This is a genomic window from Rhizobium sp. Nf11,1, assembly GCF_050587665.1.
In the GTDB taxonomy this organism is placed as follows: Bacteria; Pseudomonadota; Alphaproteobacteria; order Rhizobiales; family Rhizobiaceae; genus Rhizobium.
Genome location: NZ_JBOBHU010000012.1, coordinates 56,961 through 78,891, shown reverse-complemented (window position 1 = coordinate 78,891; position 21,931 = coordinate 56,961). Strand labels below are relative to the sequence as shown.

General features: G+C 59.9%; 18 protein-coding genes. 5 read left to right on the top strand and 13 right to left on the bottom strand.

The window, feature by feature from the left end; translation table 11 throughout:
• Window positions 1-242: 242 nt before the first annotated feature.
• From ACQ7C1_RS18695 to ACQ7C1_RS18665, 7 genes are all read right to left on the bottom strand, one after another.
• Window positions 243-1,862, bottom strand: coding sequence for a TniQ family protein (locus ACQ7C1_RS18695; protein WP_183903370.1), 1,620 nt, complete (start codon window positions 1,860-1,862; stop codon window positions 243-245).
• Window positions 1,859-3,004, bottom strand: coding sequence for an ATP-binding protein (locus ACQ7C1_RS18690; RefSeq protein WP_430959382.1), 1,146 nt, complete (start codon window positions 3,002-3,004; stop codon window positions 1,859-1,861). The genes ACQ7C1_RS18695 and ACQ7C1_RS18690 overlap by 4 nt, the downstream gene beginning before the upstream one ends.
• Before the next feature lie 10 nt (window positions 3,005-3,014).
• The gene (locus ACQ7C1_RS18685; protein ID WP_430959381.1) at window positions 3,015-5,342 is read right to left on the bottom strand and encodes a Mu transposase C-terminal domain-containing protein; all 2,328 of its coding nucleotides are present in this window, start codon (window positions 5,340-5,342) and stop codon (window positions 3,015-3,017) included.
• Window positions 5,343-5,353: 11 nt separating this feature from the next.
• Window positions 5,354-6,211: a hypothetical protein gene (locus tag ACQ7C1_RS18680; protein ID WP_183903373.1), complete on the bottom strand. Its 858-nt coding sequence runs from the start codon at window positions 6,209-6,211 to the stop codon at window positions 5,354-5,356.
• A 170-nt stretch (window positions 6,212-6,381) separates the two neighbouring features.
• A complete protein-coding gene (locus ACQ7C1_RS18675; RefSeq protein WP_430959380.1) occupies window positions 6,382-6,837 on the bottom strand; it encodes a hypothetical protein in 456 nt (151 codons plus the stop codon).
• Complete coding sequence (locus tag ACQ7C1_RS18670) at window positions 6,827-7,153, bottom strand: hypothetical protein (RefSeq protein ID WP_430959379.1); 327 nt, start codon at window positions 7,151-7,153, stop codon at window positions 6,827-6,829. Before ACQ7C1_RS18670 ends, ACQ7C1_RS18675 begins: the two co-directional genes overlap by 11 nt.
• 19 nt (window positions 7,154-7,172) lie before the next feature.
• Complete coding sequence (locus ACQ7C1_RS18665; RefSeq protein WP_430959378.1) at window positions 7,173-7,520, bottom strand: hypothetical protein; 348 nt, start codon at window positions 7,518-7,520, stop codon at window positions 7,173-7,175.
• Between the two features lie 706 nt (window positions 7,521-8,226).
• On the opposite strand from ACQ7C1_RS18665, the gene ACQ7C1_RS18660 reads away from it, so the two are divergent.
• A complete protein-coding gene (locus tag ACQ7C1_RS18660) occupies window positions 8,227-8,907 on the top strand; it encodes a hypothetical protein (protein ID WP_430959377.1) in 681 nt (226 codons plus the stop codon).
• Here ACQ7C1_RS18660 and ACQ7C1_RS18655 read toward each other — a convergent pair.
• The gene (locus ACQ7C1_RS18655) at window positions 8,867-11,035 is read right to left on the bottom strand and encodes a DNA cytosine methyltransferase (protein WP_430959376.1); all 2,169 of its coding nucleotides are present in this window, start codon (window positions 11,033-11,035) and stop codon (window positions 8,867-8,869) included. The genes ACQ7C1_RS18660 and ACQ7C1_RS18655 overlap by 41 nt on opposite strands.
• Before the next feature lie 139 nt (window positions 11,036-11,174).
• Between ACQ7C1_RS18655 and ACQ7C1_RS18650 the strand changes: the two genes are divergently transcribed.
• Window positions 11,175-11,489 (top strand): hypothetical protein, encoded by a 315-nt coding sequence (locus ACQ7C1_RS18650; RefSeq protein ID WP_430959375.1) that lies wholly within the window; start codon window positions 11,175-11,177, stop codon window positions 11,487-11,489.
• A 609-nt stretch (window positions 11,490-12,098) separates the two neighbouring features.
• Here the strand turns inward: ACQ7C1_RS18650 and ACQ7C1_RS18645 are convergent.
• Window positions 12,099-12,689, bottom strand: a complete 591-nt coding sequence (locus ACQ7C1_RS18645) for a type II toxin-antitoxin system VapC family toxin (RefSeq protein ID WP_430959374.1) — start codon at window positions 12,687-12,689, stop codon at window positions 12,099-12,101.
• Between the two features lie 123 nt (window positions 12,690-12,812).
• Between ACQ7C1_RS18645 and ACQ7C1_RS18640 the strand changes: the two genes are divergently transcribed.
• Window positions 12,813-13,016: a hypothetical protein gene (locus tag ACQ7C1_RS18640; RefSeq protein ID WP_430959373.1), complete on the top strand. Its 204-nt coding sequence runs from the start codon at window positions 12,813-12,815 to the stop codon at window positions 13,014-13,016.
• Here ACQ7C1_RS18640 and ACQ7C1_RS18635 read toward each other — a convergent pair whose 3' ends face one another.
• The gene (locus tag ACQ7C1_RS18635) at window positions 13,017-13,274 is read right to left on the bottom strand and encodes a hypothetical protein (RefSeq protein WP_430959372.1); all 258 of its coding nucleotides are present in this window, start codon (window positions 13,272-13,274) and stop codon (window positions 13,017-13,019) included.
• An 87-nt stretch (window positions 13,275-13,361) separates the two neighbouring features.
• On the opposite strand from ACQ7C1_RS18635, the gene ACQ7C1_RS18630 reads away from it, so the two are divergent.
• Together ACQ7C1_RS18630 and ACQ7C1_RS18625 are read left to right on the top strand one after the other, a co-directional pair.
• Window positions 13,362-13,979 (top strand): hypothetical protein, encoded by a 618-nt coding sequence (locus tag ACQ7C1_RS18630; protein ID WP_430959371.1) that lies wholly within the window; start codon window positions 13,362-13,364, stop codon window positions 13,977-13,979.
• Between the two features lie 153 nt (window positions 13,980-14,132).
• Entirely contained in the window at window positions 14,133-15,866 is a 1,734-nt protein-coding gene (locus ACQ7C1_RS18625) for an AAA family ATPase (protein ID WP_430959370.1), read from the top strand.
• A gap of 248 nt (window positions 15,867-16,114) precedes the next feature.
• Here the strand turns inward: ACQ7C1_RS18625 and ACQ7C1_RS18620 are convergent, their stop codons facing one another.
• From ACQ7C1_RS18620 to ACQ7C1_RS18610, 3 genes are all read right to left on the bottom strand, one after another.
• Window positions 16,115-16,735 (bottom strand): class I SAM-dependent methyltransferase, encoded by a 621-nt coding sequence (locus tag ACQ7C1_RS18620; protein ID WP_430959479.1) that lies wholly within the window; start codon window positions 16,733-16,735, stop codon window positions 16,115-16,117.
• Window positions 16,736-17,551: 816 nt separating this feature from the next.
• Window positions 17,552-20,707, bottom strand: coding sequence for an efflux RND transporter permease subunit (locus ACQ7C1_RS18615; protein WP_183907941.1), 3,156 nt, complete (start codon window positions 20,705-20,707; stop codon window positions 17,552-17,554).
• A complete protein-coding gene (locus tag ACQ7C1_RS18610; protein ID WP_127431657.1) occupies window positions 20,707-21,741 on the bottom strand; it encodes an efflux RND transporter periplasmic adaptor subunit in 1,035 nt (344 codons plus the stop codon). Before ACQ7C1_RS18610 ends, ACQ7C1_RS18615 begins: the two co-directional genes overlap by 1 nt.
• Between the last annotated feature and the right edge of the window lie 190 nt (window positions 21,742-21,931).

Genomic DNA, 21,931 nt, shown 5'->3' with positions numbered 1-21,931 from the left:
GAAAAGCCGGGCAAAAATGCCCGGCTCGAATTCTTAGAGGAGGTTCTCTGTGGACAGCACGTCGCGTCGATAGAAGGGCATTTCCCCGGCTGTGAACGATGGCGGCAAGCCAGCGTGGTCAAGTCTCCTCATGGTCGATGAACGAACTCGGTGCTTCCGGCGAGCCGATTCAACGAACAGTTTTTCGCGTATGAAAGTCTCGAGTTCTTCCGGCTCGGTTGCCTATTGAGGCTGCCGTTCTGTTAGTTTCGGCGATTGAAGGCCTTGATCCGCCCATCCTCAATGAGCGAATACGCTCCGTTCTTCGCCAATCGGGTCATCTGCGCCAGCTCGTAAACTCCCACGCCGCCGCGATGTTCACGCACTATCAGAGGCCGCATTTCGTTCGGGTCGACTCGGAGCGCTGCCAGTCCGATATGACTTTCGTCCCAGGCAACTTTTGAGAGTTTTCCAGACCGGATCAAATCAACTGCCTCGACGAACGTGCATCGACAACGCTTGATCGAAGTCCGTAAATCGTGGAGCCCACTCATGTCGGGGCAATTGACTGCAGATCTTAGGCTTTCGAGCAGCGAGGTAACGTTCTCGAACAGGTATCGAGGAATGAATCTGCTGCCAACTCGCGGTCTTACTTCGCCGGATGATTTCAAAAGTCCACCATTGATTAGCAGTCGGCACTGTTTGCGGGTGACCCCAAGCTTGGCAATGACCTCTTTCTGATTGAGTGTTGTCGCCATTACCCTCACGATGCGATCGACGGCTTGAGCTTCAATGAGTTTTCTGCCCCCACTGCTCGAGTCACTGGGGAGCAATCCTGCATCTAGCAGGAGCTTGTTAAGGCGCTCGAACGGAATGCCGTGCGTTTTTGAGGCCGAGTGGATGGTGTGATATCTCCGGGTACTGATTGGCCCGAAGAACTCATCGCCTGGAGCGAGCGCCAGGTTGTCTATCGCAACGTCTCGAACGATATCTCGGATGGGGTCGAAAGCAGCCTCGGTCGTCTTGTGGGCAAGGGTATAATGAAGTCGACCGAAGATGGATCGCTTGCCGCGAGAACTAGCGCCGCGATGAAATTCATCCACCTGAGACTCCAGATATTGCCGGAATGCAGGTTCTCCTCCTTCAAGAAGATCGTATCCTGCACCACTGCTCGCGGACCATTCCCGGTTGCCGAACCCCGATGAGCGGAACAGGTTTCCGTGCAACAGAGATGCGCCCACGATTTCGCAAAGGCGGATGGCAACGAACAGCGGCAGGGAGTCGAGCCAATCGGCACCGGACTTGACGCCTTTCATCCTCTTCTCGACATACGTCTGAAGATTATCCGGTTTTGCGGCTTCGGCCGAAGCAATGTACTCGGGAATCTTGGGGTATTCCGCCGCGAGGTTGGCAGCAAAGTCGTGCTGAAATGGCGATCTCGCGAGCTCGGCACTGGATACCAGGTGCACGCCGTGCCGCCTGCAGGTGCGAATAGCGGACACATGCCAGTGTAGGCGTCCGTATGCTCGAAAACCTCGTCGACCTCCGCAGAGACTTTCGTCCTCGTTCACGCAGAAAGGACAAAAGCGAAACCGGAGCCGTTGAATTTCATGTCGGCTGAGCTGTTGCCCGGAGAGTTGATAGATGGACTTGTCTCCGACGATGACGCCCGGAGAAAGTAATGACCTCGGCATATCCAGGACTGCGGCGAAGGTCTCCAGATCCTTCTCCCGTCCCGCAACGAGCCCGTGGAACTGCAGTTGGAGGTGGAAGGCGAAAGCGCGGGCGCTCTCGTAACCACATGCCGCCGCAAGGCGTGAAAAATAGCTGGCGACGGTTTCGTCGCCAGCGTGGAAGGGAAGCAATTCGGCAAGCCTGCTCATTGGGGCCGAACTCCATACCTTGTTGCGGTCTTTCCCTTAGATTTCAGCCGTTCGGCCTCCCAAGCACGATCGTCGTCGCGGAGCAGGGCGGTTACGGGGTCGAGTTCCTCCCAGTTGTCAGCGGTGAAGACGTTCCTGCTTGGCCTGCAGCCGGAGAAGGAGGCGTAGGTCTTCACGAAATCGTCGATCGTGACATAGTCGCGGTCCGCGTAGATTGCCAACTCGACGGCGGCCCTGATCATCTGGACGACGGAGCCGAATTCGGCATCACAGGCGTGCATCAGTCGCCTGAGGAACATTCCCTTGTCCTTGCGTCGCTTCTTGCCCTCTTCCTCGTCAGAATCCTCACGAGCGTCGTCCCCAAGCTTGATCCGGATTTCCATGCGAGCATGCTCCTGCACGATCGTCTCCAGAACACTTTTGACAAGATCGGTTGTACCGTCCGCGTCAAGGGTGTCGAAGGGAACAACAGTGCGCCGATTGTAGAGCTGCTTGCGGGCGAGAAAGCTTGCCAGCGGCGACACGCCGGCGAGGATCAATCTCACGGGCCAATCCGGCATCTGCGTCAGCGACTTGAACGCGTCGCCGATGACGGTCGCTTCGCGGACAGAGGCAGTCTCGATGGCGTTCTGAGCCTCGTCGATGAAGACCCACATGACCTTGTGGACCTTCAACAGGCGCCGGAACAACAGCCAGGCCTGGTTCTCCTTGATGCCCCCCGGAGGGGCGTGACCGAGCGCTTCTAGGCAGGCAATAGCGAGGAGACGAGGAGTGCAAGGCGACGGGGCATCGACGATGATGACGGGATGGATCATCACCCCGTCGTCGTCTTTGTAGGACTGCATCGCCGGAATGCTACGGATATGCTTCATCAGCGCCGTGGTCTTTCCGGCACCGGAGCGTCCGGTGACGGCGACGATCCTACGCTTGTCTGGTCTTCCGGTGATAGGGGTGAGAACGCTTGCGACCGAGGCCATGAGAGCGGCTCGCAGCGGCACGTCACGATCTAGGGTGAGGTACTCGTCGTAGAGTTCCGCGATCCGGTCTGCGATGGCGGCTCGGTTGTCGCCGATCAGGCCGCGAACATGGTCGATGGCTGCCTGACTACGCTTTCTATCGAAGTCTTTTTCGAACTGGTCCATGGTGTACTCCCTAGTTGTCGAAGATGTTGGAGGTGATGCGGCGAACGACGGTCGTCTCGTTATCGACGCGTTCCAGCGGCTTGGCTGCGGACGCTTCGGCCTGCACTTTCGGCATGGTTCCGATTTCCGGGCGCGATCCGGTATTGGCCTCCTCTCGGACGGCCTTCGCGGACTTCTTGGCCTTGGCGTAGATCACCGGCTGGATCGCGAGGGCGGCGAAGAGCTCATTGGACGGATGCCATTCGCCATCAGGGACGAATTCGCCCTCAAACGGCTTTTCGACGACGTCAAAGGTCCGATCCATGCTCTGCTCGAAGCGTTGGTAGTCCTCCTCGGCAAGGACGGGGCTGAGCAGACCGGACTCGAGGCGAGCCATTTCCGCCTGGTTTTTGAGCCAGAGGAAGGTTGCCTGGAGGGTGCCGCGAGAGACCTTGGCGTTTTCCGTATTGAACAGGCGCAGCTTTTCGGTCGCAGCGAGCCACTGCCAGATGCTGACGCCTTCCAGTTCCTTGTGGACACAAGGGACCTCGATCCAGCCGTCCTCTGCCCAGACCGATGCCGAACCAAGGTTGTGGTTGTTGATGCGGGCGACGACCGGCGTCTTTCCTACCTTGCGGCGGATCTTCTGAAGCTGCTTGCTCTGGAAGTACAGTCCGGCAGCCCTGAGACCCTTTTTCGAGATGGTGCGCTTGATGTAGGTGCCGAAGAGGTGGGTGCGGATAGCTCCGGTCGGACCTGGCATCACACCGTAATCCCGGCTGAGTTCGAGCCAGCGGTTCAAAGGCGTCGCACCGTTGAGCTCGCTGTGGGGTGCGTTGTGATATCCGTCGACAGCCCAGCGGAGCATGCACTCGGCAACCTGATCCGCGATCATGTCAGCCTCGGCTTCGGAGTCGTAGTCGCCCTTTTCGCTGGACGAACTCCAGGTGCGTCCGTTGAAGTAGTTGAACATCTGATGGCCGAAGGTTCCGAACCAGCGCTCGATGAAACCGCGCCAGGGCGCTTCCCCCGCGGGGGGAAGGAAGAGGTCGCTACCCATGTCGTTGACTGCGATGCGAAATGGACGGTGGGCAAAGTACGCTGCGCTGTCCACCGCGATGGTTTCCATGGTGCCACCTTGAACCCACGCCGTAGAGCATCCCAGACGTCTCGCGATGTCGGTCTTTTCACGTGTCGCCATCTCCAGGACCGCCATCGCCGACTTCATCGAGGGCGGACGTGAACTGACGTAGAGGGCGGCAAGGCTTCGGCTGGCAACGTCGATCCCGGCAGAGATCCAAAGACGGATTCGCTTCACCTTGGCGCGGTCAGCCTTGGACATGGTCTTCCAGACGCCCATCTTTGCAAGAATCGTGTGCAGGTCGGTCTCGTGGTCGTCGACCTCCATGCGCTCACCCGCGCGGATGACATCGATGCCGCCGTGTTCCGGCTGCCACTTTCGTTTGGCAGCATCCTTGCCATCGTGAGCAAGGTCCCGCTTCATCTCAGGAAGTTCCGCGTAACGATTGCGCAGAGTGCTTTCGCACGGAATCCGGAGCTGGTCGTCGGCACCCCTGATTTTGTTTTCGGCTTCCATGACGGTGACCATATCGGCATGGATCCTTGCGAGGTCAGTATCGGTACGCGAGCAGGCGGCGGCGATCGCAGCGTTGAGGTGAATTAGCTCGTCCCCCGTGAAGTACTCCTGGCGTTCGTCACGGTACTGGTTTCGGAGGAAGACGGGATCGAAGTCGTTCTCCTCCATCTTCTGCATCCAGGTCTTCAATGTGGACGGGGTCGGTTCGACGAGGGTGACGGTCTTCTCCTTTGTCCGGTAAGTCGCCTTCGGCGAGCTCGCCAATTGTTGGGCACGCCACTTCAGAGAAATGAGCGGGATCACCCGCAGAAGGGAGTCGCGAGACTTGCTGACGCGAGGCGGAAGGGGCATCCCATCGATGCGCGCAAGCCTGCACTTCTCCCTGTAGTCAGCCCGCATCTCGTAGAAGGACCGAACGAAGTATTCTCTTTTGAGGACCGTTTCCTGATCGCTCGGGTTCAGACCGCTGAGTTTGTCTGCGCCTTTCAGCCGGGCGCGCGCCTTCGTTTCGGCGTAGAAGTCCTTCTCGACCATCATCGGATTGCCCGGACGGTTGAGTGCCTCCGTGAGTTCGGCCTGGCTGAAGGTCACTGTCGCCTGGGTCTCGTCCATGCGCTGGAGCGCGGCGCCGTTGCGGTCGCAGTACAGGACACAATAGTCGATGCCGCGATCGCGAACGCGGGCCTTGACGGGAAGGCGGTTAAACACCGGCAGCACGGCGCCGTGCTGGAGCGAGAGGAGGGCGGGAAGGTTGGTTTCCATGCTATTTCCTTTCAGGCTGCGTTGTGGTTGAAGGCGACGAAGGGGGCATCCACGAGCTTGATGTCGGGACGGGCGGGCAGAAGGATTTCGTCGTGGATCAGGCACCAGACCGCGTTCCAAGCGGCCGCGGAGTCGTCGAAGATGCTGGTCAGTGTCCTGAGCGACACGGTTCCGTGGAACTTCGACGCGTGGTTCGCCAGGCGGGCATTGTCGTTGGCGGCCAATCCCTTGAGCGCACGTAGGATGCTCTTTGCGTTCCACCCGCGGTCGTTCGTGATCTCGCGTTCGGTCAGGATGATCGCCTCGTCGGCGAAGCCCGCGAGCGAGCCGGAGTTGATCCGCTCGATCGTGTGACGGAGGTCGTCCTTGTCGAGCTGCCAGGATGGTCGCACACCGACGACGATCCGGTAGCCGTTGCCCGTCATCGTCACCCGGTAGTCGACGGTGTGTTGCTTGTCACCGTCGTCGCGGGGGACGATGATGGCCTCGGGCTGATCCTCGACCTTGGCGACGTGCTTGGAGGCACAGAGCATGTAGCCGAGGTTCATCTCGTATGTACTGGCGTAGGTGATTGCCGATCGTGTCTTCGGGTTGGTAATGGTCCCGCGGGAATGGCCCTTCGTTCTGGCCGGGTACCATCGGCTGGGTGTCGGCTCCTCGGTCGGCATCCATAGCCATGGGAGGCTGACGAGGTCGGCATAGTTCTCGTCCTCATCGTGAACGTCGATCGGGAAGGGCCGGATCCGTCCCGAGATAAGCGGATTATCCGGCTTGAGGAAGACAGTCTCGGAAGGAAGCGGGATCTGGGTCCGGTCGTGGCCGGACTCCAGCTCTTTCATGAAGCGGATAAGTTGTCTGACGCGGGTCATTGAAGGCTCCGTTGAACGCAGGTGTCCGATGCCGGCCGCGCTGCGCGGCCGGGCGAGGGCTGTCTGGTGAAGGGTGTGCTAGGGCCGGGGCGGCCCGCGCGGTGTCATGGGGTGAAGATCTTCCGTCGACGACCGTCGGAGAGGCGATGGCCCCGGCTCGCGCAGCGGGCTCAGTGTATTTGCGGCTCAATCGCCTGGAGTCCCGCGAGTCTCAGCGACACCTCCGGCTCCCTCAAACCTTCGGCCCAAAGCGACCTGCGCATGATGCCGACGGGACCCTTCTCCACCATCAACGGCTCTCGAAGCTTGACTTTTGCGATTTCGTCATCTTCACGAAACGAGTGCGCCAGGGTTGAGAACAGGTCGCGAGAGGGGATGGGCAAGCTGATCCCCAGCCGGCGCAGGGCTGGTCCTGCTTCATGTTCGATCAGACAAATGAGAAGCTCGTGCGCCGTTTCATCGTCGATTCCCAGTAACTGGGTCTGCTGAATGATTACATTCAACGTAGCAGCGAAGGTCGTCGCGAGCATCGGCTGGTCCTGCAGAACATGGCCTGACCAGCGGAGCACGGCAGGATGGAAGTCGGCCAGAGTCGTGAAGTAGGTCGTCATTTGTTCATGGAGCATGTGGCTTCCTCGTTTTGGAGTGGATTGCAGACCGTTTCGGTCGACTGCCGTACTCGGTCGTTGCCGCGCCAGTTGCCGGCGATCGGACAGCGCCGGGCAGGTGGGGTTTGCCGCGCACGACGGTGACAAGGCGTGGGGCCAGCGCCCTCAGGTGACGGCGCTGTTTCTTCGGGAGCGCCTCCCACGCCCCCGTCATCTTGAGAAGGCGGGGAAGATCGAGGGCGATCTCCTCTAGCTCTGCGGGGAGCACTTGGAGGAAACTCTTGTCCATGACATCGGGCTTCCGGGTGCGCAGCGAGATGGTTTTGATGGTCATCCTGTCCATGGCTCCCCGATCAGCGGCGACGCCAGAGATTCATAAAACCATCGTGCTCATGGATGAGAGCGGTTCCGGTTGGAAGGCCGAAGTAGTACTCCTGCGATGGGACGCTGGACTTGAGCACGTTCAGGCGGCCAACCGTGCCAAGGCGCGTGAGGCGGACCGCGTTGCGGAACGTCTGAAAGTCGCACGCACGCAGCCCGCGGCGATGGCACTCCGCTTTCATCGCAAAGTAACGCGACGAAAGGTCCTCGAAGCGCTTTGCACGGATGCACTTGCGTGCAAAGCCGCGCTGGATTTCGATCTCGGCCTTCGTGAAAGCCGTCGGGAGGACCTGGCTGGAGGCGTCGGATGCAGTGCTCATGTGGGTATCCTTCTTGGTGAAGTGCGGACGTGCGCCGTCGATCTCCGGATTGCCCGGAGTGCGGCATTTCTGGAACTTCGGAGGGACGCCGCGCGCGGCGCATGTCAGGTCAGGGAGGATCGCGGGCGGTGAGGCTTTCTTCAGGGCAGGGGTGAGTGTTCCCGGCAGTCGATGCCAGGGCGAAATCAGAGAAAAATGTCGGCGAGGGGTCAGGCTATGACGACGACCACGGCCGAGGCCGACAGGTGTAAGCGTATGGCTTTGTTTGCTGCGTACATCGTGGAACTCCGTCGCTGTCACTAGCTACAATGTCGGTCCTAAATGACGGTCGGAAACTTGTCCGCCGACCTAGGGCTGCATCGTTCGAAATAGTGAAGTTTTTCGGAGTTCGCCCGTTCGGAAGCATGACGCTCCCCCTCACGCGGTGCCTGGGCGCACCTGTGGCGTCAGCGTCAGACCTGACCCTTCACGGATATCGATATCTGTATCATCGGCACCTCCGGCGCCTCATCGGGCGTGAGCAGTAAGGCACATTGCTGGCGCGGCGTCCACAGTAAAATATGAAGCCATATCAGATCGTTACATGTTCTTCTTAGGTTCTCGTGTCAACAATTGCGAGGCCTTCGAGCGACGAATCCTTTCAACGCGGTTTGTCCATTGCGTCCGTGCGACGGATCCTTCTCGTACCAAGCTGGGAGGAGAATCCATGGGATATTTCACGCAGATCATGATCGAGGCGAAGGAGCGCTACGGCCATATCCTGAAGGAGAGAAATCTCGTCATGCGCGGAGAGCGCGGAGATGGCGGGCTGACCCTGGTGTTCAGGACGCGGGATCCGAACGGCTGGAGGCTACCAGTCGAACTGTATGTCCCGGGTAAGGCCGAAACCCGCAAGGACCGGGCGGAGTGGGAGGACGTCCAGGTGACCGCCGAAATCCATACCGAGGTGAAGCTGGGGGGTGCGGGATGGTTCGGGTACATTCCGAGGCAATTTGAGCAAGAGCAACACCTCGAGGGGGACGACATGGCCTCCTTCGCCAACGCGATCGGCGTTTACCTAAAGGAAGTCGTCCTTGTTCCACTGCACGAGAGCGACAAGGAGGTCTCGCAGGAAGTGGCGATGGCCTACGAGGAGTTCAGCGATCTATGCGGGCCGGATGGTCCTGAGATAGCCTTCTCGACCGATGGTAAAGTGGAGACGCTGACCGTCGAGGATGCCGCCGGACGCGAGGTTAGCTTCGCGTGGAGATGCAGCGGCGTAGGCCAGCTTCACGTAGACGGGAAGCTGGTCAGGCGGCTGGAGCATCCTGCGGCATGGGAAATCCAGAGGGCAATCGGAAAACACTTCAGGGAGTGGACGGGTTCTCAGCCTCGACAGTCTCTATGACTTGCCCGCCGCCTTGCAGAGATTCCTGATATTCGCGCGCATTGCGCTTTCGGGCGCGACGGTTCCTCTTTGCCTGAGCCCTTAGCTTCGGCAGATCCGGGAACTTTGTGCCGAAGCTGTCCCTCAACTCCTCGACGTCCTCAATCGTCATTGCGTTCAGCATGAACCTCGTCGAGCCCTTCGGTGTCACGCCTTTGACGTCGATCAAGGATTCGCTGAAGGGGACAAGCGGTGGTGCGTCGATCGAATTTGGCATTCGGCCCAAGAGCGCCCGCGCGATGGCCAGGCCCACTGCCTTCGACATCTGCGGCGGGAACGCGTTTCCGATCTGGTGGAACTGACGGTCCGCCTTGCCTTCAAATTTCCACGCCCGCGGGAATCCCTGTAGCACCCGGGCAACTTCGACGGTCAGATAGGGAAGGGTTGTTGGGTCTTCGATGCTTCCGAGTGGGGTCGGTCCGTCACCGACGTGCTTCGGGTCGACGGCGAAGCCGAGCTCGTTCTCCCATCTCCGCTTCATCTTGCCTTTGTTCTTGTAGAGGCTCGACGTGACCGTCGTGGAGACGTTGCTTCCGTAATTCGCGAGCCAATTTTCCGCCCACTGATCATAGACGACATCACCCAGCCCGCGATGTGGAAAGATCACGTCGGCGAGGGCTTCTCCCATGGTGGTGGTGTTCCCGTCCTTCGGCAGGGAAAATAGCCCGGGTTCGTCCTTGTGCACGCCGACCAGCACCAACCGCGGGCGCGACTGGGCAAGCCCGAAGTCGCGGGCGTTCAGCTTGTGCAGGCCGATGCGGTAGTCGAGCGCCTTCAGCCGCCGGAACACGCTGGCGCGATATTTGAGGAACTTCTTGTCCGTGAAGCCTTCGACGTTCTCGAAGAAGAATGCGCGAGGTCTGACGACCTTCACGTACCGGATCGCCTCATCGAAGAGATTCCTGCTGTCGTTCGCGCCGAGTTGCTTCCCGGCCTGAGAGAACGGTCTGCACTCAACGCCTCCGGCAAGGAGATCGATGCCTTGGAACTGTTGGAGCTCCCTGTCCGAAACCTTCTCCAGGCGCTTCCGGGTGACGGGCCACGTCCAGTTCCTTTTCAGGGTCCGAGTGGCATTGAGATCCATGTCGTAGAGCCGGGCGGGCGCGAAGCCCGCACCAAGAAGGCCGATTGCCTGGCCGCCAGCACCTGCGCATATTTCCAAGAACCTCAAAGGCTTGGCGGCTTCGGTATTTTCGTCAGAGGCCGGATCCGGCTCCGGATCACAGGGAAGCAGATATGAGAGCGCATCCTGAAGTTCGGTCCGCCAAAGATATCCATGTTCGAAGGCGAAGCCGCTAAACTTGCCGTACCATGCAAACTTCCCATCGGCGAAGCGTTTCAGGGATTCATGGGCGGCGGCGAGCTTGTGCCGATGCGACCCAGTTCCGAAGCCAGCGACACCCTTTCCTGGCAGTTCGACCTCGCCATACACCGACTTGAATTCACGGAGCACGATCCTTGCGTTGGATCTCAATTTAACGGCTGCGGAAATGCATGCTTCGGACCGGTCGACGACATCCTCGTTCGGATCGCAGGGTGGCTCCCCGACAAAGCGCGCCGTGAATTCGTCAATCTCGGAAAGGAGCGCGGCTACGTTCTCGCCGAGCGCCTGGACGCGTAGGTGCGACTGCTTCGAGGCCGCGGCCGTCATCGCGCGCTGGCGGCCCCGTTCGGCATAGGCGCTCACTCCGATCCTGTTGCGGATCGTCAGACGACGGAGCCTAGCAACGGTTGGCACATCGACCTCGGTTCCGTCTGCCAGAGCGTGCAGCGCAGCTTGACGGGTGTCTGCATCGGTCGCGATCAGCGCCTTCAGCACGTGGAATGGGACGCAGCGCTTGCGCAGGAGTGACTCGCAGGGTCCGAGGGTCTCATCGAAGGCAAAGATCGACGGCAGATCGCTGCGTGGGATGCCGCATTCGACAACCAGGAAACTGCGCAGATCGTCGTCACTCATCGTCGAGCGCATCCGGCCGATGTTGGCGATCATGTCGAACTGGGCTTTGGCAATGGATTTGCGGTTCGCCAGGATTCGCTTCATCAGCGCCCCTGGGTCGTCGCCCGTCATGTTGTCTGCCGTCTCAGCCATCGCCAGCCTCTGTTGTCATTGCTGTCTAGCAGGTCGGTCCTTCTGTCCCGGAAATGGATTCGATCGAATTCTAACTATCCTGTTTTAATATCGCCGGTCATGCCGATGGCAGACGCTGGGAAGGAGGAAGTGTCCGTTGATGGAACAAACGGATTCGCTTGTCGGCCCACCGTGTGGACATTTCTCCGTTGACGTTTCTCTCGATTGCGATCCACCATTAGTTTCTAGTGTCGCCGCCCCGGCAAGCAAGAGTGCGATGAAAGGAATTCAAATGTTCGAAGGTCTCAACTTCAACGATCTGCGACAACGCGAGGACGAAATTTTCTTCAATGCGATGGAGCGGAAATGGGCTCTCGATGCGGCAGGTGTCCCGCCAGACGAGGACAAAGTACTTTGTTTTTGGAAATGGCAGTTGAGGGAGATCGAAGCCGCGAAGGCCACCGCAGCAGCCTGACAGTCTTATGGCAGACCGGGGGCCCGGACTGTGGCTCACGAAGGATTCAATCTCGTGTATCTTCACACTCTCCGGCGACAACGAGACGCTCTGCAATTCACTGTCAGGTGCGGATTTCAATCCGCTAAGGTCGGCCGCATCGTGCGTTTCGACTACGACCCTTCTGGCATCGGAGCCCTCATTTCGGGCGGATACCACAGCACGGGCTTGGGGGCGTGGACGCTCCATCGGCGGCACCACCAGTGGCAATGCCGCGAGCCACACGTGCGCATTGCTCCACGATTCTCCTCGCGCTCGTTGCAGGACGCTCTTCAGACAAGCGGCTAAACGGGCTAATATGGCGCATGTCCCAAGTGGGTGACATCTCCGCGATGGCGATGTCGGAATCGGAGATTGGCATGCCACATGATGGAAAAAACGATGAGGGCAAAGGCGGCGTGAGCGGTCCGATCGGGGAAATGTCAGATGACAAAGAAACGGTTGGCGATGCGCTGTCAAAGGTTGGGTTCGAGCCGGCGAAGGTTGGCCGCAAGGTCCTAAGCCAGGGGAACCGACGGGAAAGTCTGAAGCGGTGGGCTTCGCGGAAACCGGACCAGTAGAGCTGCGGCACTACCGCGAACCGTTTGCCGGTTCGAACGAGGCGATGATCGATGGGTTCGAAAGCTTGGGCAAAGCCCTCTCGTGTGGGTCGGGCTCGTTCGGATCGAAATATGGCAGCGGTACCTCGAAGACGGGGTCGACGAACCATCGCGCCTTCATCGGGTGATGCAAGCCGGGCAGGGGGAAGAGTTCGTGGATCCTGAGGAAGTCGTCGACGTTTGCTGTCAGGACCGGCATCCTGTGAACAATAGCCACTGCGGATATCGCCAGGTCGTGACCGAGCCTGTTGCTCTTTTGGTTCTTCTGCACGGTCCAAAGATGCCGAAGACCGGGGACCGACGTCATTTCAGCATATTTGGTTGCCACCGCCCCCGTCATCTCCGGAAAAGGAAAGCCCATCCTGACGATTTCGTCGGCCCAGTTGGCGATCCGTAGCGCGCTTTCTGGATCTTCCCGGACTTTGAGGTGGGCTCCGCGCATCAACTCTGTTATCACAGGGTAGCACAGCGCCAGACGATGGATGCCGATGCGCAGCAGCCAAGGGCGAAGCCCGGGCGGCGCCTTCTGTCGGCCCATCAGGCTGACGATGTCGGTATCCATCAAAAGCAGCGGTTCTGCTTGCATGGTAGATTCCTGTGGTCAGATTTGGAGTTCTTCAAAAATTCCGAGGCACTCTCCAATTCGATGTTACAATCCCCGGGCTGAAGTCCGCGAGGGGGCCCGATGACGCAAAGTTCCGACTGGCAGAGACAAGAGGCCGAGGCCCGCATCCGTGAGGTCTTGGATGCTGCAAAGGCACGGGGTACCCAGAGAGTCATCGATGCTGACGGCAGATTCCTGGTGACCTTCGAGCCTGTGAAGAAAACCCTGGAAGAGCTGTTCGCACAGCCCGGCCCGCTGTCTGACGACGACGATGTCAATCTCTGATCATGTTTTCTGCTGGTATCGGAACGTAACCGGCGACGGGGCGACCAACAAGACGGTAAGTGCATTAATCAATGGCGCTACGCCTATGCCACTGATCGGCTTCAAAATAAATTTCACAATGTTGTCTTGAAACCTGACAACCACCCTCGCTTGCACCGCTGCCACGCAGAACATCAAGCGCCCGATGGCCACAAATCTTCGGTTCGCCGGCTTGACGGATAAATTTTCGTTCACTAATTGTTCCGTCATGAGCAACATCTTCGCCCCCACCCTTCGAATAGGCTGACGGATCTCCGGGACCGGTCCCGGTGCCGCCAGATTACTGTTTGTTTGGAGTGCAGGGTCATGATGACCGAACCCGCTCATGCTGCAGGCGATGAAGCTTGCGATTTCCCCAATTACCGCCCGTATTTTCCTTTCCTGACACTCAAGTGTGTTGGACGACCTCTTTACCGAACCCGTGACGCGCGCAACTACGCCTGCCTTCTTGATCTCGATCCAAGCGTAATCTCCTGGCGGTGCATTACATATGCGCTTGCCGACAGCCATGGTCCCGAGCGGTACTACGTCGACTTTATGGTGGAGAAAGATGGCGAGCACCTTCTCGTCGAGGTATGGGATCGGGATCCGGGAAACACTGAGTGGATCAGTACTCTGGCCGAGCAATTCGAGTGCAGGTACCAAGCAGTGCTGATGTCCGAGATCCGCAACCAACCTCGGCTTCAGAATGCACGGGACCTGCTGCGATACGCCGGCTACGACGCAGCACTTGGCGACAGGATCCGGATCCTTGCAGCCCTCGATGAGCTTGGATCGCTGACACTCGCTGAATGCCTATCGGCCGTGCGCGACGGCAGACCGATGCAGACGGTGGCGGCGATGATCCTGACGGGACACATTGAAGTCGAACTCGATGAAGAACTGCTTGGACCCGATACCGTGGTCCGGCGCGCCGGCCGATAGGAGCGTTCCATGAGAACTGTATCCCTGTCAGAGCGCGCCTCAACTATCGAGGTCCACACCTATGCCTTCGCCGTCCGCAGCGCCCTTCGCCGCGGCCGGGTGTTCCTGCCGGAGAACCGTCTGGTCGGGCTGCGGCTTCCACCGGGTGCCGACATGGACGCGTACAAGGATGCGGCCGAGACCATCATGAAGTCTGCCAGTCTCGAAAAATACACCATCACAATCGTCACCGTCGCATCCCGCACAGGAGAGGCCGAAGCGACGGATGCCATCCATCTATCCAGATACAAAGCTGCCCTAATCGTTCTGTTTCAGGATGGCGCGGACATTCCTTCCGAGCTGGTGGTCGCTCTCGACCGCATCGTCGACGTCGCACCAGTGAATGCGCGACATCTGATCGCTGCCGCGAAGTCATCGATCGCAATGAACATTCCGCTCGAAATCGCCCGGAGACTTGCAGCTTTCCCGGCCAGCATCCTGTTCCTCGCACTGCGACCGGGACGCCCCCTTGATACCGTGCTTGAGAAGCTGGAAGCGACCGCGCCGGTGCAGAAGCAGATCCCCAAGCCGGCATCATGGGAACCTCGCATCCACGACTTGGAAGGGTACGGGAAGGCGAAGGAATGGGCGCTCGATCTCATCGCCGACCTGCGTGACTGGCGGGACGGGAGGATCACCTGGTCGGATGTGGCCTCGGGGATCCTGTTGAGTGGCCCGCCTGGGACCGGAAAAACAATGTTCGCGGAAGCGGTCGCGCGGTCCTGTGGTGCGAATTTCATCCCCGCCTCGAGTGCGGTCTGGCAATCAAAGGGGCATCTCGGCGAAATGCTGGCTGCCATGCGCCGCTCATTCGAGAAGGCGGCAAAAGCGGCGCCGACGGTGCTGCTGATCGACGAGATCGACTCGATCGGCGACCGGGCGAAGTTCAGGGGACAAAACGCGGATTACAGCATCCAGGTAGTCAACGCACTTCTGGAGCTGCTGGACGGTTCGGGAGGCCGCGAGGGGGTGATCGTGGTAGCCGCGACGAACTACCCTGAACAGGTGGATCCAGCCCTGCGCCGGCCCGGTCGTCTCGACAGGCATGCCGTCATCGAACTGCCGGACGAGGACACGCGGGCGAAAATCATTGCGATGCATCTTGGCGATGGCGCGAGCCCGGATGAGCTGAAGACACTCGCGGCTGCGACTGTCGGTCGCTCTGGCGCTCAGCTCAGGCAGTTGGTCGGCGACGCAAAACGAAGGGCGCGCCGACAGGCTAGGGATGTCCGGCCTGCCGACCTGATCGCAATGATTCCGCCTGTGAGGCACCTAACGGAACAGGAGCGGCGGATCGCCAGTACTCACGAGGCCGGTCATGCAGTGGTCGGCATCGAACTTGGCGTCGCGACCGTCGACGGGATCGTCGTTTTGCCACAGGTCATGAGAAGCGATGGAGTTCAGGGCTATGTCCAGTGGCGGAGAGAACGATCGCTATTTAGGGGCAGGAAATCCTACCGCTCCGAATTGGCAATGCTATTGGGCGGCCTCGCGTCCGAAAGGGTCATCCTCGGTGAATCCTTTGATGGCTCTGGTGGCGGAGCTGACTCGGATCTGCATCGCGCGACCAACCTTGCAACGATCATGGCGGTTTCGCTTGGGATGGGCGGCGTGATTTCTTACACCCATGCGTCGTCATCAGAGGAGCTTGCGGAACTTCGGCGCGAGGATCCGGAATTGCGGCTGCGGGTAGAGCGGCTTCTGTCGGACTCGCTCGACCGAGCCTGCGAAATCATCAGGCGCCGCCGGGATGAGGTGGAGCGCATTATTCAAATTCTTTGCGAACGAGAGGTTGTCACAGGCGACGAACTGCGCGCAATGGGACTTGACGGGCAAGCGGGTTCGTAAAGCGGCCAGCGACGGCAGCTCTCGACAGCCCCACTATAAATTGTTCCCGGTCCGAGGCGGCTGTTCGACGTCAAAAGATAAGTGGGACTCCTCCGCGACGCACGATGAGGCGGGGAAGCTGGGACAATGACGACGATGCAGTTCCCGGAGTTAAGTAGCAACTGCGATGGTGGCATTGTTGTCAAACGGCTGAATGTCCAATCGGCCGGTGTCGGGTGGATGCCTAGTAATCGCGATGAGTGCCGACGTCATGGCCTTTGGTGATGACTATAGTGATTGGCTTTGAATAGGCCCCGCCTTGTTATCCGGTATACAGCGGCCGGAGGTAGATTACGCAGCGTCCCGCCGATACGTCGGGCCTTCAGTCCCAGTCTGTCGAGTATCGGACGCGGAACTGGGCACTTCCGACCGTAGGTGAATTGGTAGAACGCGCCGCCATGTCGCAGGTACAGGAACGCCCCAGCAAGAATCATGATCACCTTGCGAGGCGGCATCGACAGGAGTGGCAAGCCACTGACTACCGCGGCAACTGACCCGTGCGGGAACAAGGTGTCTTCGGCAATTCTCGTCGCATCCATCAGAAGGACGCGTGCCTCCGGAAACTTGATTTGCAGGCGTTGGGCGAAATCCGCGCCATCCTCGATAAGTGTCAGGTCGCGTGACTGCAGACCGCGATCAAGGATGGCCTGCGTGAACACTCCTGTTCCTGGGCCAAGCTCCAGCACGGGTCCGAACGGCGAAATCTCCAATGTCATCAGGCGCGCAAGTGCGGCGCTTGAAGGAGCAATCGCCGCAACGCGGCGAGGATCGGCAAAGAATGAGCGGACGAAGCGAAGATGGTCGGCAAGCACACGGTAACTGAAGCTCATCGCCCCCGGACCTTCCAACGCCAGCTCCAGAAGGCGAACCCTTCTGCGATGACAAGTGCGATCGCGGTCTTGAGTGCCAGAATCGATGCGTTCGCGTCCGTGTCGATGAGCGCGAAGGCATATCCCACGCCTATAAAAAGCCCGTTCCACAATGCAGCGCCCAAGGCCGTCGCGCCTGCGATCTGCCAGAATCTGATATGCAACAATCCCGATATGCGGCGAGATGAGCCGAACGGTGGGGATCAATTGTGCGAGAAACGCGATCGACCGCTGGTTGGAACGCAGCCGATCCTCCCACCGCCGATACTTCTCCGAAGATATCCCGATCAAACGCGCCGAACCTTCGATTAAACGGCGGGAGCGGCGTTCGCCGACCACTCTCCCAAGCGCATACAAGCACAAGCATCCTAGAGTGCTGCCGACCAGGCTTAAAGCCAGGGCGGCAAGCAGGGAGAAACTTCCATCAGCCGCCGCCACGCCTATTACGACGAGCACTGCATACGACGGGAGCACTGGTACGAAGCGCTCCAAGAATGTCGCGATCATCGGTGTCATGACGCCAAAAGCAGCAAGGAGCGGTATCAGCGCGGCGAGTGGATCTGAGGTGAGCAGGTCAGGCATAGCGCCTCCCAATCGGTGGGTAGGCTCCTGTATAGAGGCAGGACGCGCAGGCGGCATCATGCCGCCTGCTGGGGGAAAACGTCCCGCGGCCTTCTTCCACGATGGGGGCTTGGAAGTCGACCGAAGAGGTTGCAATGAAAGGCGCGACAGTTCGCCGTCGCGTGATTGTCTGCCTGATAACCAGCCGAACGGAATTCATCTCTGACCTTGCCCCCGAGTCGAATGGAGAGGCTTGAAGGCGATCGCCACGGGATCGTTGGATGTCTCCGGCTTTTCGTCCGCGGTTTCCCGGGCGAACCCGAGGCGGCGCAGCGACTGCTTGAGGAGCTGTTCCAGATCGTCGACCAAGGTGAAGATGACGGGGATGACGATGAGGCTGAGGAAAGTCGACATCATCAAGCCGCCGATCACCACAATGGCCATCGGTTGGCGAAAGCTTGAATCACCGCCCATTAGGCTGAGCGCTGCTGGCAGCATCCCCGAAGCCATGGCGATGGTGGTCATGACAATCGGTCGCGCGCGCTTGTGGCAGGCATCAATGAGAGCGTCGAATCTGGACATGCCTTGCTGGCGCGACATAATCCCATATTCGATCAGCAGGATTGAGTTCTTCGTCACCACTCCCATGAGCATCAGCAGCCCGATGACGGCCGGCATCGAGAAGCTTGTTCCGGTGACGACAAGCGGCAGCAGCGCACCGCCCAGCGAGAGGGGGAGAGCCATCAGAAGGGTGAGCGGCTGCAGGAAGTCGTGGAAGAGGAGGACGAGGACCGCGTAGATGCAGAAAACTCCAATCGCCATTGCCAGCGCGAAGCTCTGGAACAGCTCCGAACTGCGCTGAAGTTCGCCCTGTGAGACAAGGGTGACGCCCGTCGGCAGGTGTTGGAGCGCCGGCAGTGCCTGTGCCTCACGGTTGACATCACCGAGGATGCGCCCATTGAGCTCGACGGAGAGGGTGACATTGCGCATCCGATCGATACGATCGATTTGGGAAGGGCTGCCGCCGATCCGGATATCGGCAACCGATCCGAGATCGACACTGCCCTTGGTCCCAGCCACCCGCATGTTCTTGATGTCATCGAGCTTTGTCCGTGTCTCGGGGCTGAACCGAACGACGATAGGAACCTGGCGCTGCGGCAGGTTGAGCTTCGGCAAGGCAGAGGAATATTCCCCGTTCGTGGCCACGCGCACCGCTTCGGAGATCGCGCTTGACGTTACCCCGAGGGCCGCCGCACGCGCAAAGTCGGGTGCGATCTGGATTTCGGGCGCCTGCCTCGCGGCGGTAGATGTGACCGCGCCGATGCCTTGGAGCGTGCGAAGCTGTTCCTCTAGGGCCGTGCTCGCAGTCTCAAGTGCGTTTGCATCGTCGCTTGCTAGCGCGATCTCCAGCTTTGTTCCATTAGCGCCGTTGCCGACCTCCACACGCAGGCCGGGGAGAGTCGAGAGGGCCTGCCGGATGTCGTTTTCAATCTCCGACTGCTTTCGATTACGCTCATCGATGGGTTTGAGAACGACAACGATAGTCGCGGAGCCGAGATCGCTCGAGGTGGTGACGTTGGGCCCGCCGCCGTTCGAAGACGCGACCCCCACCGAAGAAAAGACACGCGTGACGTCCTTGAGCTTGCCGACGATATCGGAGGCCTGCCTGGTGGCGGCGTCCGTCTGCTCGATGGTGGCGCCCGGCTGCATGGTCAGCGTGATCTGGGTTCGCGCGTCGTCTGAAGCGGGCAGGAACCCCGATTTGAGGAAGGGAATGGTTGCCAGCGAAAGCGCAACGACGATGGCGGTGAGGGCCACCGTAGTTTTCCTGTGTGTCAGGGCTGCCCTCGCAACGGCCATGTAGGCGCGCATGATGCGCCCATCCTTCTCGTCCGCGGGATGAGCCTTCATGAAATAGGCGGCCATCATCGGCGTCAGGAGGCGCGCTACCACGAGCGAGGCAAGGACTGCAACGGCGGCGGTGATGCCGAACTGCCGGAACACGAGGCCGGGTATTCCGCTCATGAACGCCGTCGGCAGGAATACGGCGACGAGCGTGAAGGTGGTTGCGATGACCGCAAGCCCGATCTCGTTGGCGGCTTCCATTGCCGCGTCGATCGGCCGCTTGCCCATTCGCAGGTGGCGGGCGATGTTCTCGATCTCGACGATGGCGTCATCCACGAGGATGCCGACCACCAGCGACAACGCGAGCAGCGTGACGATGTTCAGGCTGAATCCGGCAAGATACATCACCAGGAAGGTGGGTATAACAGAAAGGGGCAGCGCAACGGCCGACAGGATCGTTGCACGCCAGTCCCGGAGGAAGAACCAGACGACGATGATGGCCAGGATCGCGCCTTCGTACAGCATGCTCATTGAAGTTTCGTAATTGCCGATGATCCGGCCGATCGTGCTGTAGGCCTCGTCGATCTGAACATTGGGATGGCCCGCCGCGAATTGCTTGATCGCCGCGTCAACATCCGCGGCGACGCCGCTGTCCGAAAAGCCGTTCGAACGCTTGATCTCGACCGCGATCACCCGTTGGCCATCGAGATAGGCAATCGAGGACCGCTCGGCGAAGCTGTCCGTGACAGACGCGATGTCGTCGAGGCGAACCTGCTGGCCGTTTGCCATGGGGATCTTGAGCCCCTTCAATGCCTCGACCGATGGCAGGGCGCCGAGCGTGCGCAAGGTCTGACGGGTGCCGCCGATTTCTCCGAGACCGCCTGACGTATCCGCCTGCACGGCCTTTAGTTGCGACGATACGGTGGCCGCGGTGACGCCAAGTGATGCCATCGTCGAAGGATCGAGGTCGACGTGAACCTCACGATCAATTCCGCCGATGCGGTTGACCTGCCCGACACCGGGCACCGACAGCAGCGCCTTGGTCAGATCATTGTCGACGAACCAGGAAAGTTCAGTCTCGTTGAGAGCGGTAGAGCGGATGGCATAGGTGACGAGAGCGGTGCTCTGTACCGTGACCTTCGTGACGCTCGGCGTCTCCATCTGAGGCGGTAGATCGCCATTGGCACTGTCGACGGCGTTCCGGACCTCGTTCAAGGCCGTTTCGCTGTCTTTCTCGAGCTTGAAGGCAACCTTGATGGACACCGTACCGTCGGTGATCGTCGTCGTGACGTGGTCGAGATAGCTGAGCGCGGCAAAACTATCCTCAAGGGGACGGGCGACCTCGGTTTCGAGCTGCGCCGGTGCTGCGCCGTCGAGCGTCGCGGTGACGCTGATGGTCGGGAGGTCCATATCGGGAAAGTTCTGGATCGGCAGTTGCCTGAAGGCCAAAAGCCCCCCCACGGCAAGCATGACAAACAGCAGGATCGCGGGAACGGGGTTGCGGATCGAGAAAGCGGAAAAGTTCATCAGTCGTTCTCCGCAACTTTCACAAGAGCGTTGTCCGACAGGAACGCGCCACCCGCGGTGACGACCTTGGAGGACTGGTCGATGCCGGAGACGATCTCCACTTCGGTGTCGTTACGGCGGCCCGTTTCGACGCGTATACGTCGCACACGCTGATCCGCGCCGGCCGTGAAGAGGTAGCTGATGCCGTCCCGGAACACGATCGCAGTCTCGGGAACGGTCAGGGCCGGGGTGGTCCTGAGTTCTATGGTGCCTGTGACATAAAGACCAACGCGCGGGCGTACGTCCGCGGGAAGCGTGACATAGACGATCGCCCGGCTGGTATCTGTACTCACTGAAGGCGCGACAAGCCTCACCTTGCCCCGAATCGGGAGATCGCCAGGTTCGTTGATCTCGACGTCCAGTCCTTCGGTAATTCGTGGAAGGTAGCGTGCCGAAACTTCGGCTTGCCACTCGACCCTTTGCTGGCGAACCATGCGGAACAGCTCGGTGCCGGCGGAAACAACGGCGCCGAGGTCTGCGGAACGCGAAGTAATAATGCCATCGTCGACGGCGGTGATTGCTGTCTGCGCAAGCCTGATTCTTTCGCTATCGAGCGCCGCCTCCTCGGAGGCCAGACTTGCCGTTGCCGTCTGCTCGTCGGCCAGATATTCGACGATCTTTTCGTCGGAAAGCGCACCTGAAGGGCGGAGCTGCCGTGCCCGGTCGGCATTGGCCTTTGCTTTCGAAAGACTTGCCTTGGCAGTCTCGACGGCGGCCTCCTGCTTGCGAAGATCGGCGAGAACGCTCTCCTGTGAGAGCCGCACGAGCGTCTGTCCCTTGGTGACCACAGCGCCGACATCGACCAGAACATCGGTTATGCGCAGGCCGCTGATTTCAGAGGCGATGATCGCTTCCTGCCAGGGTTTAAGCCACCCGCTTGCCGGAACGGTCTCGGGCCAGTCCCGCTGCACCGGCGTCGTCAGGGAAACGGTGAGAGCAGGTGCGGGGGCTTGTTCTGCCGCGGCATTGCGAAATGGAGACAGGAACGCCACCATAACGAGCGCGGTGGCGAGTGTCACGAATGGCTTTTCCAACGGTCCAATCCTTGCAGTTCCGGCTGAGGGGCGGGGCGGTGCCCACGCGACCGATGCCGCCATGCCTATCAATAGCCCGCTGAACGTTAAGTACGGTCAAGTTAGTGTTAAGCTAGGTAAAGTTGGATGGAGCGCTCACGTTTGTCCTGTA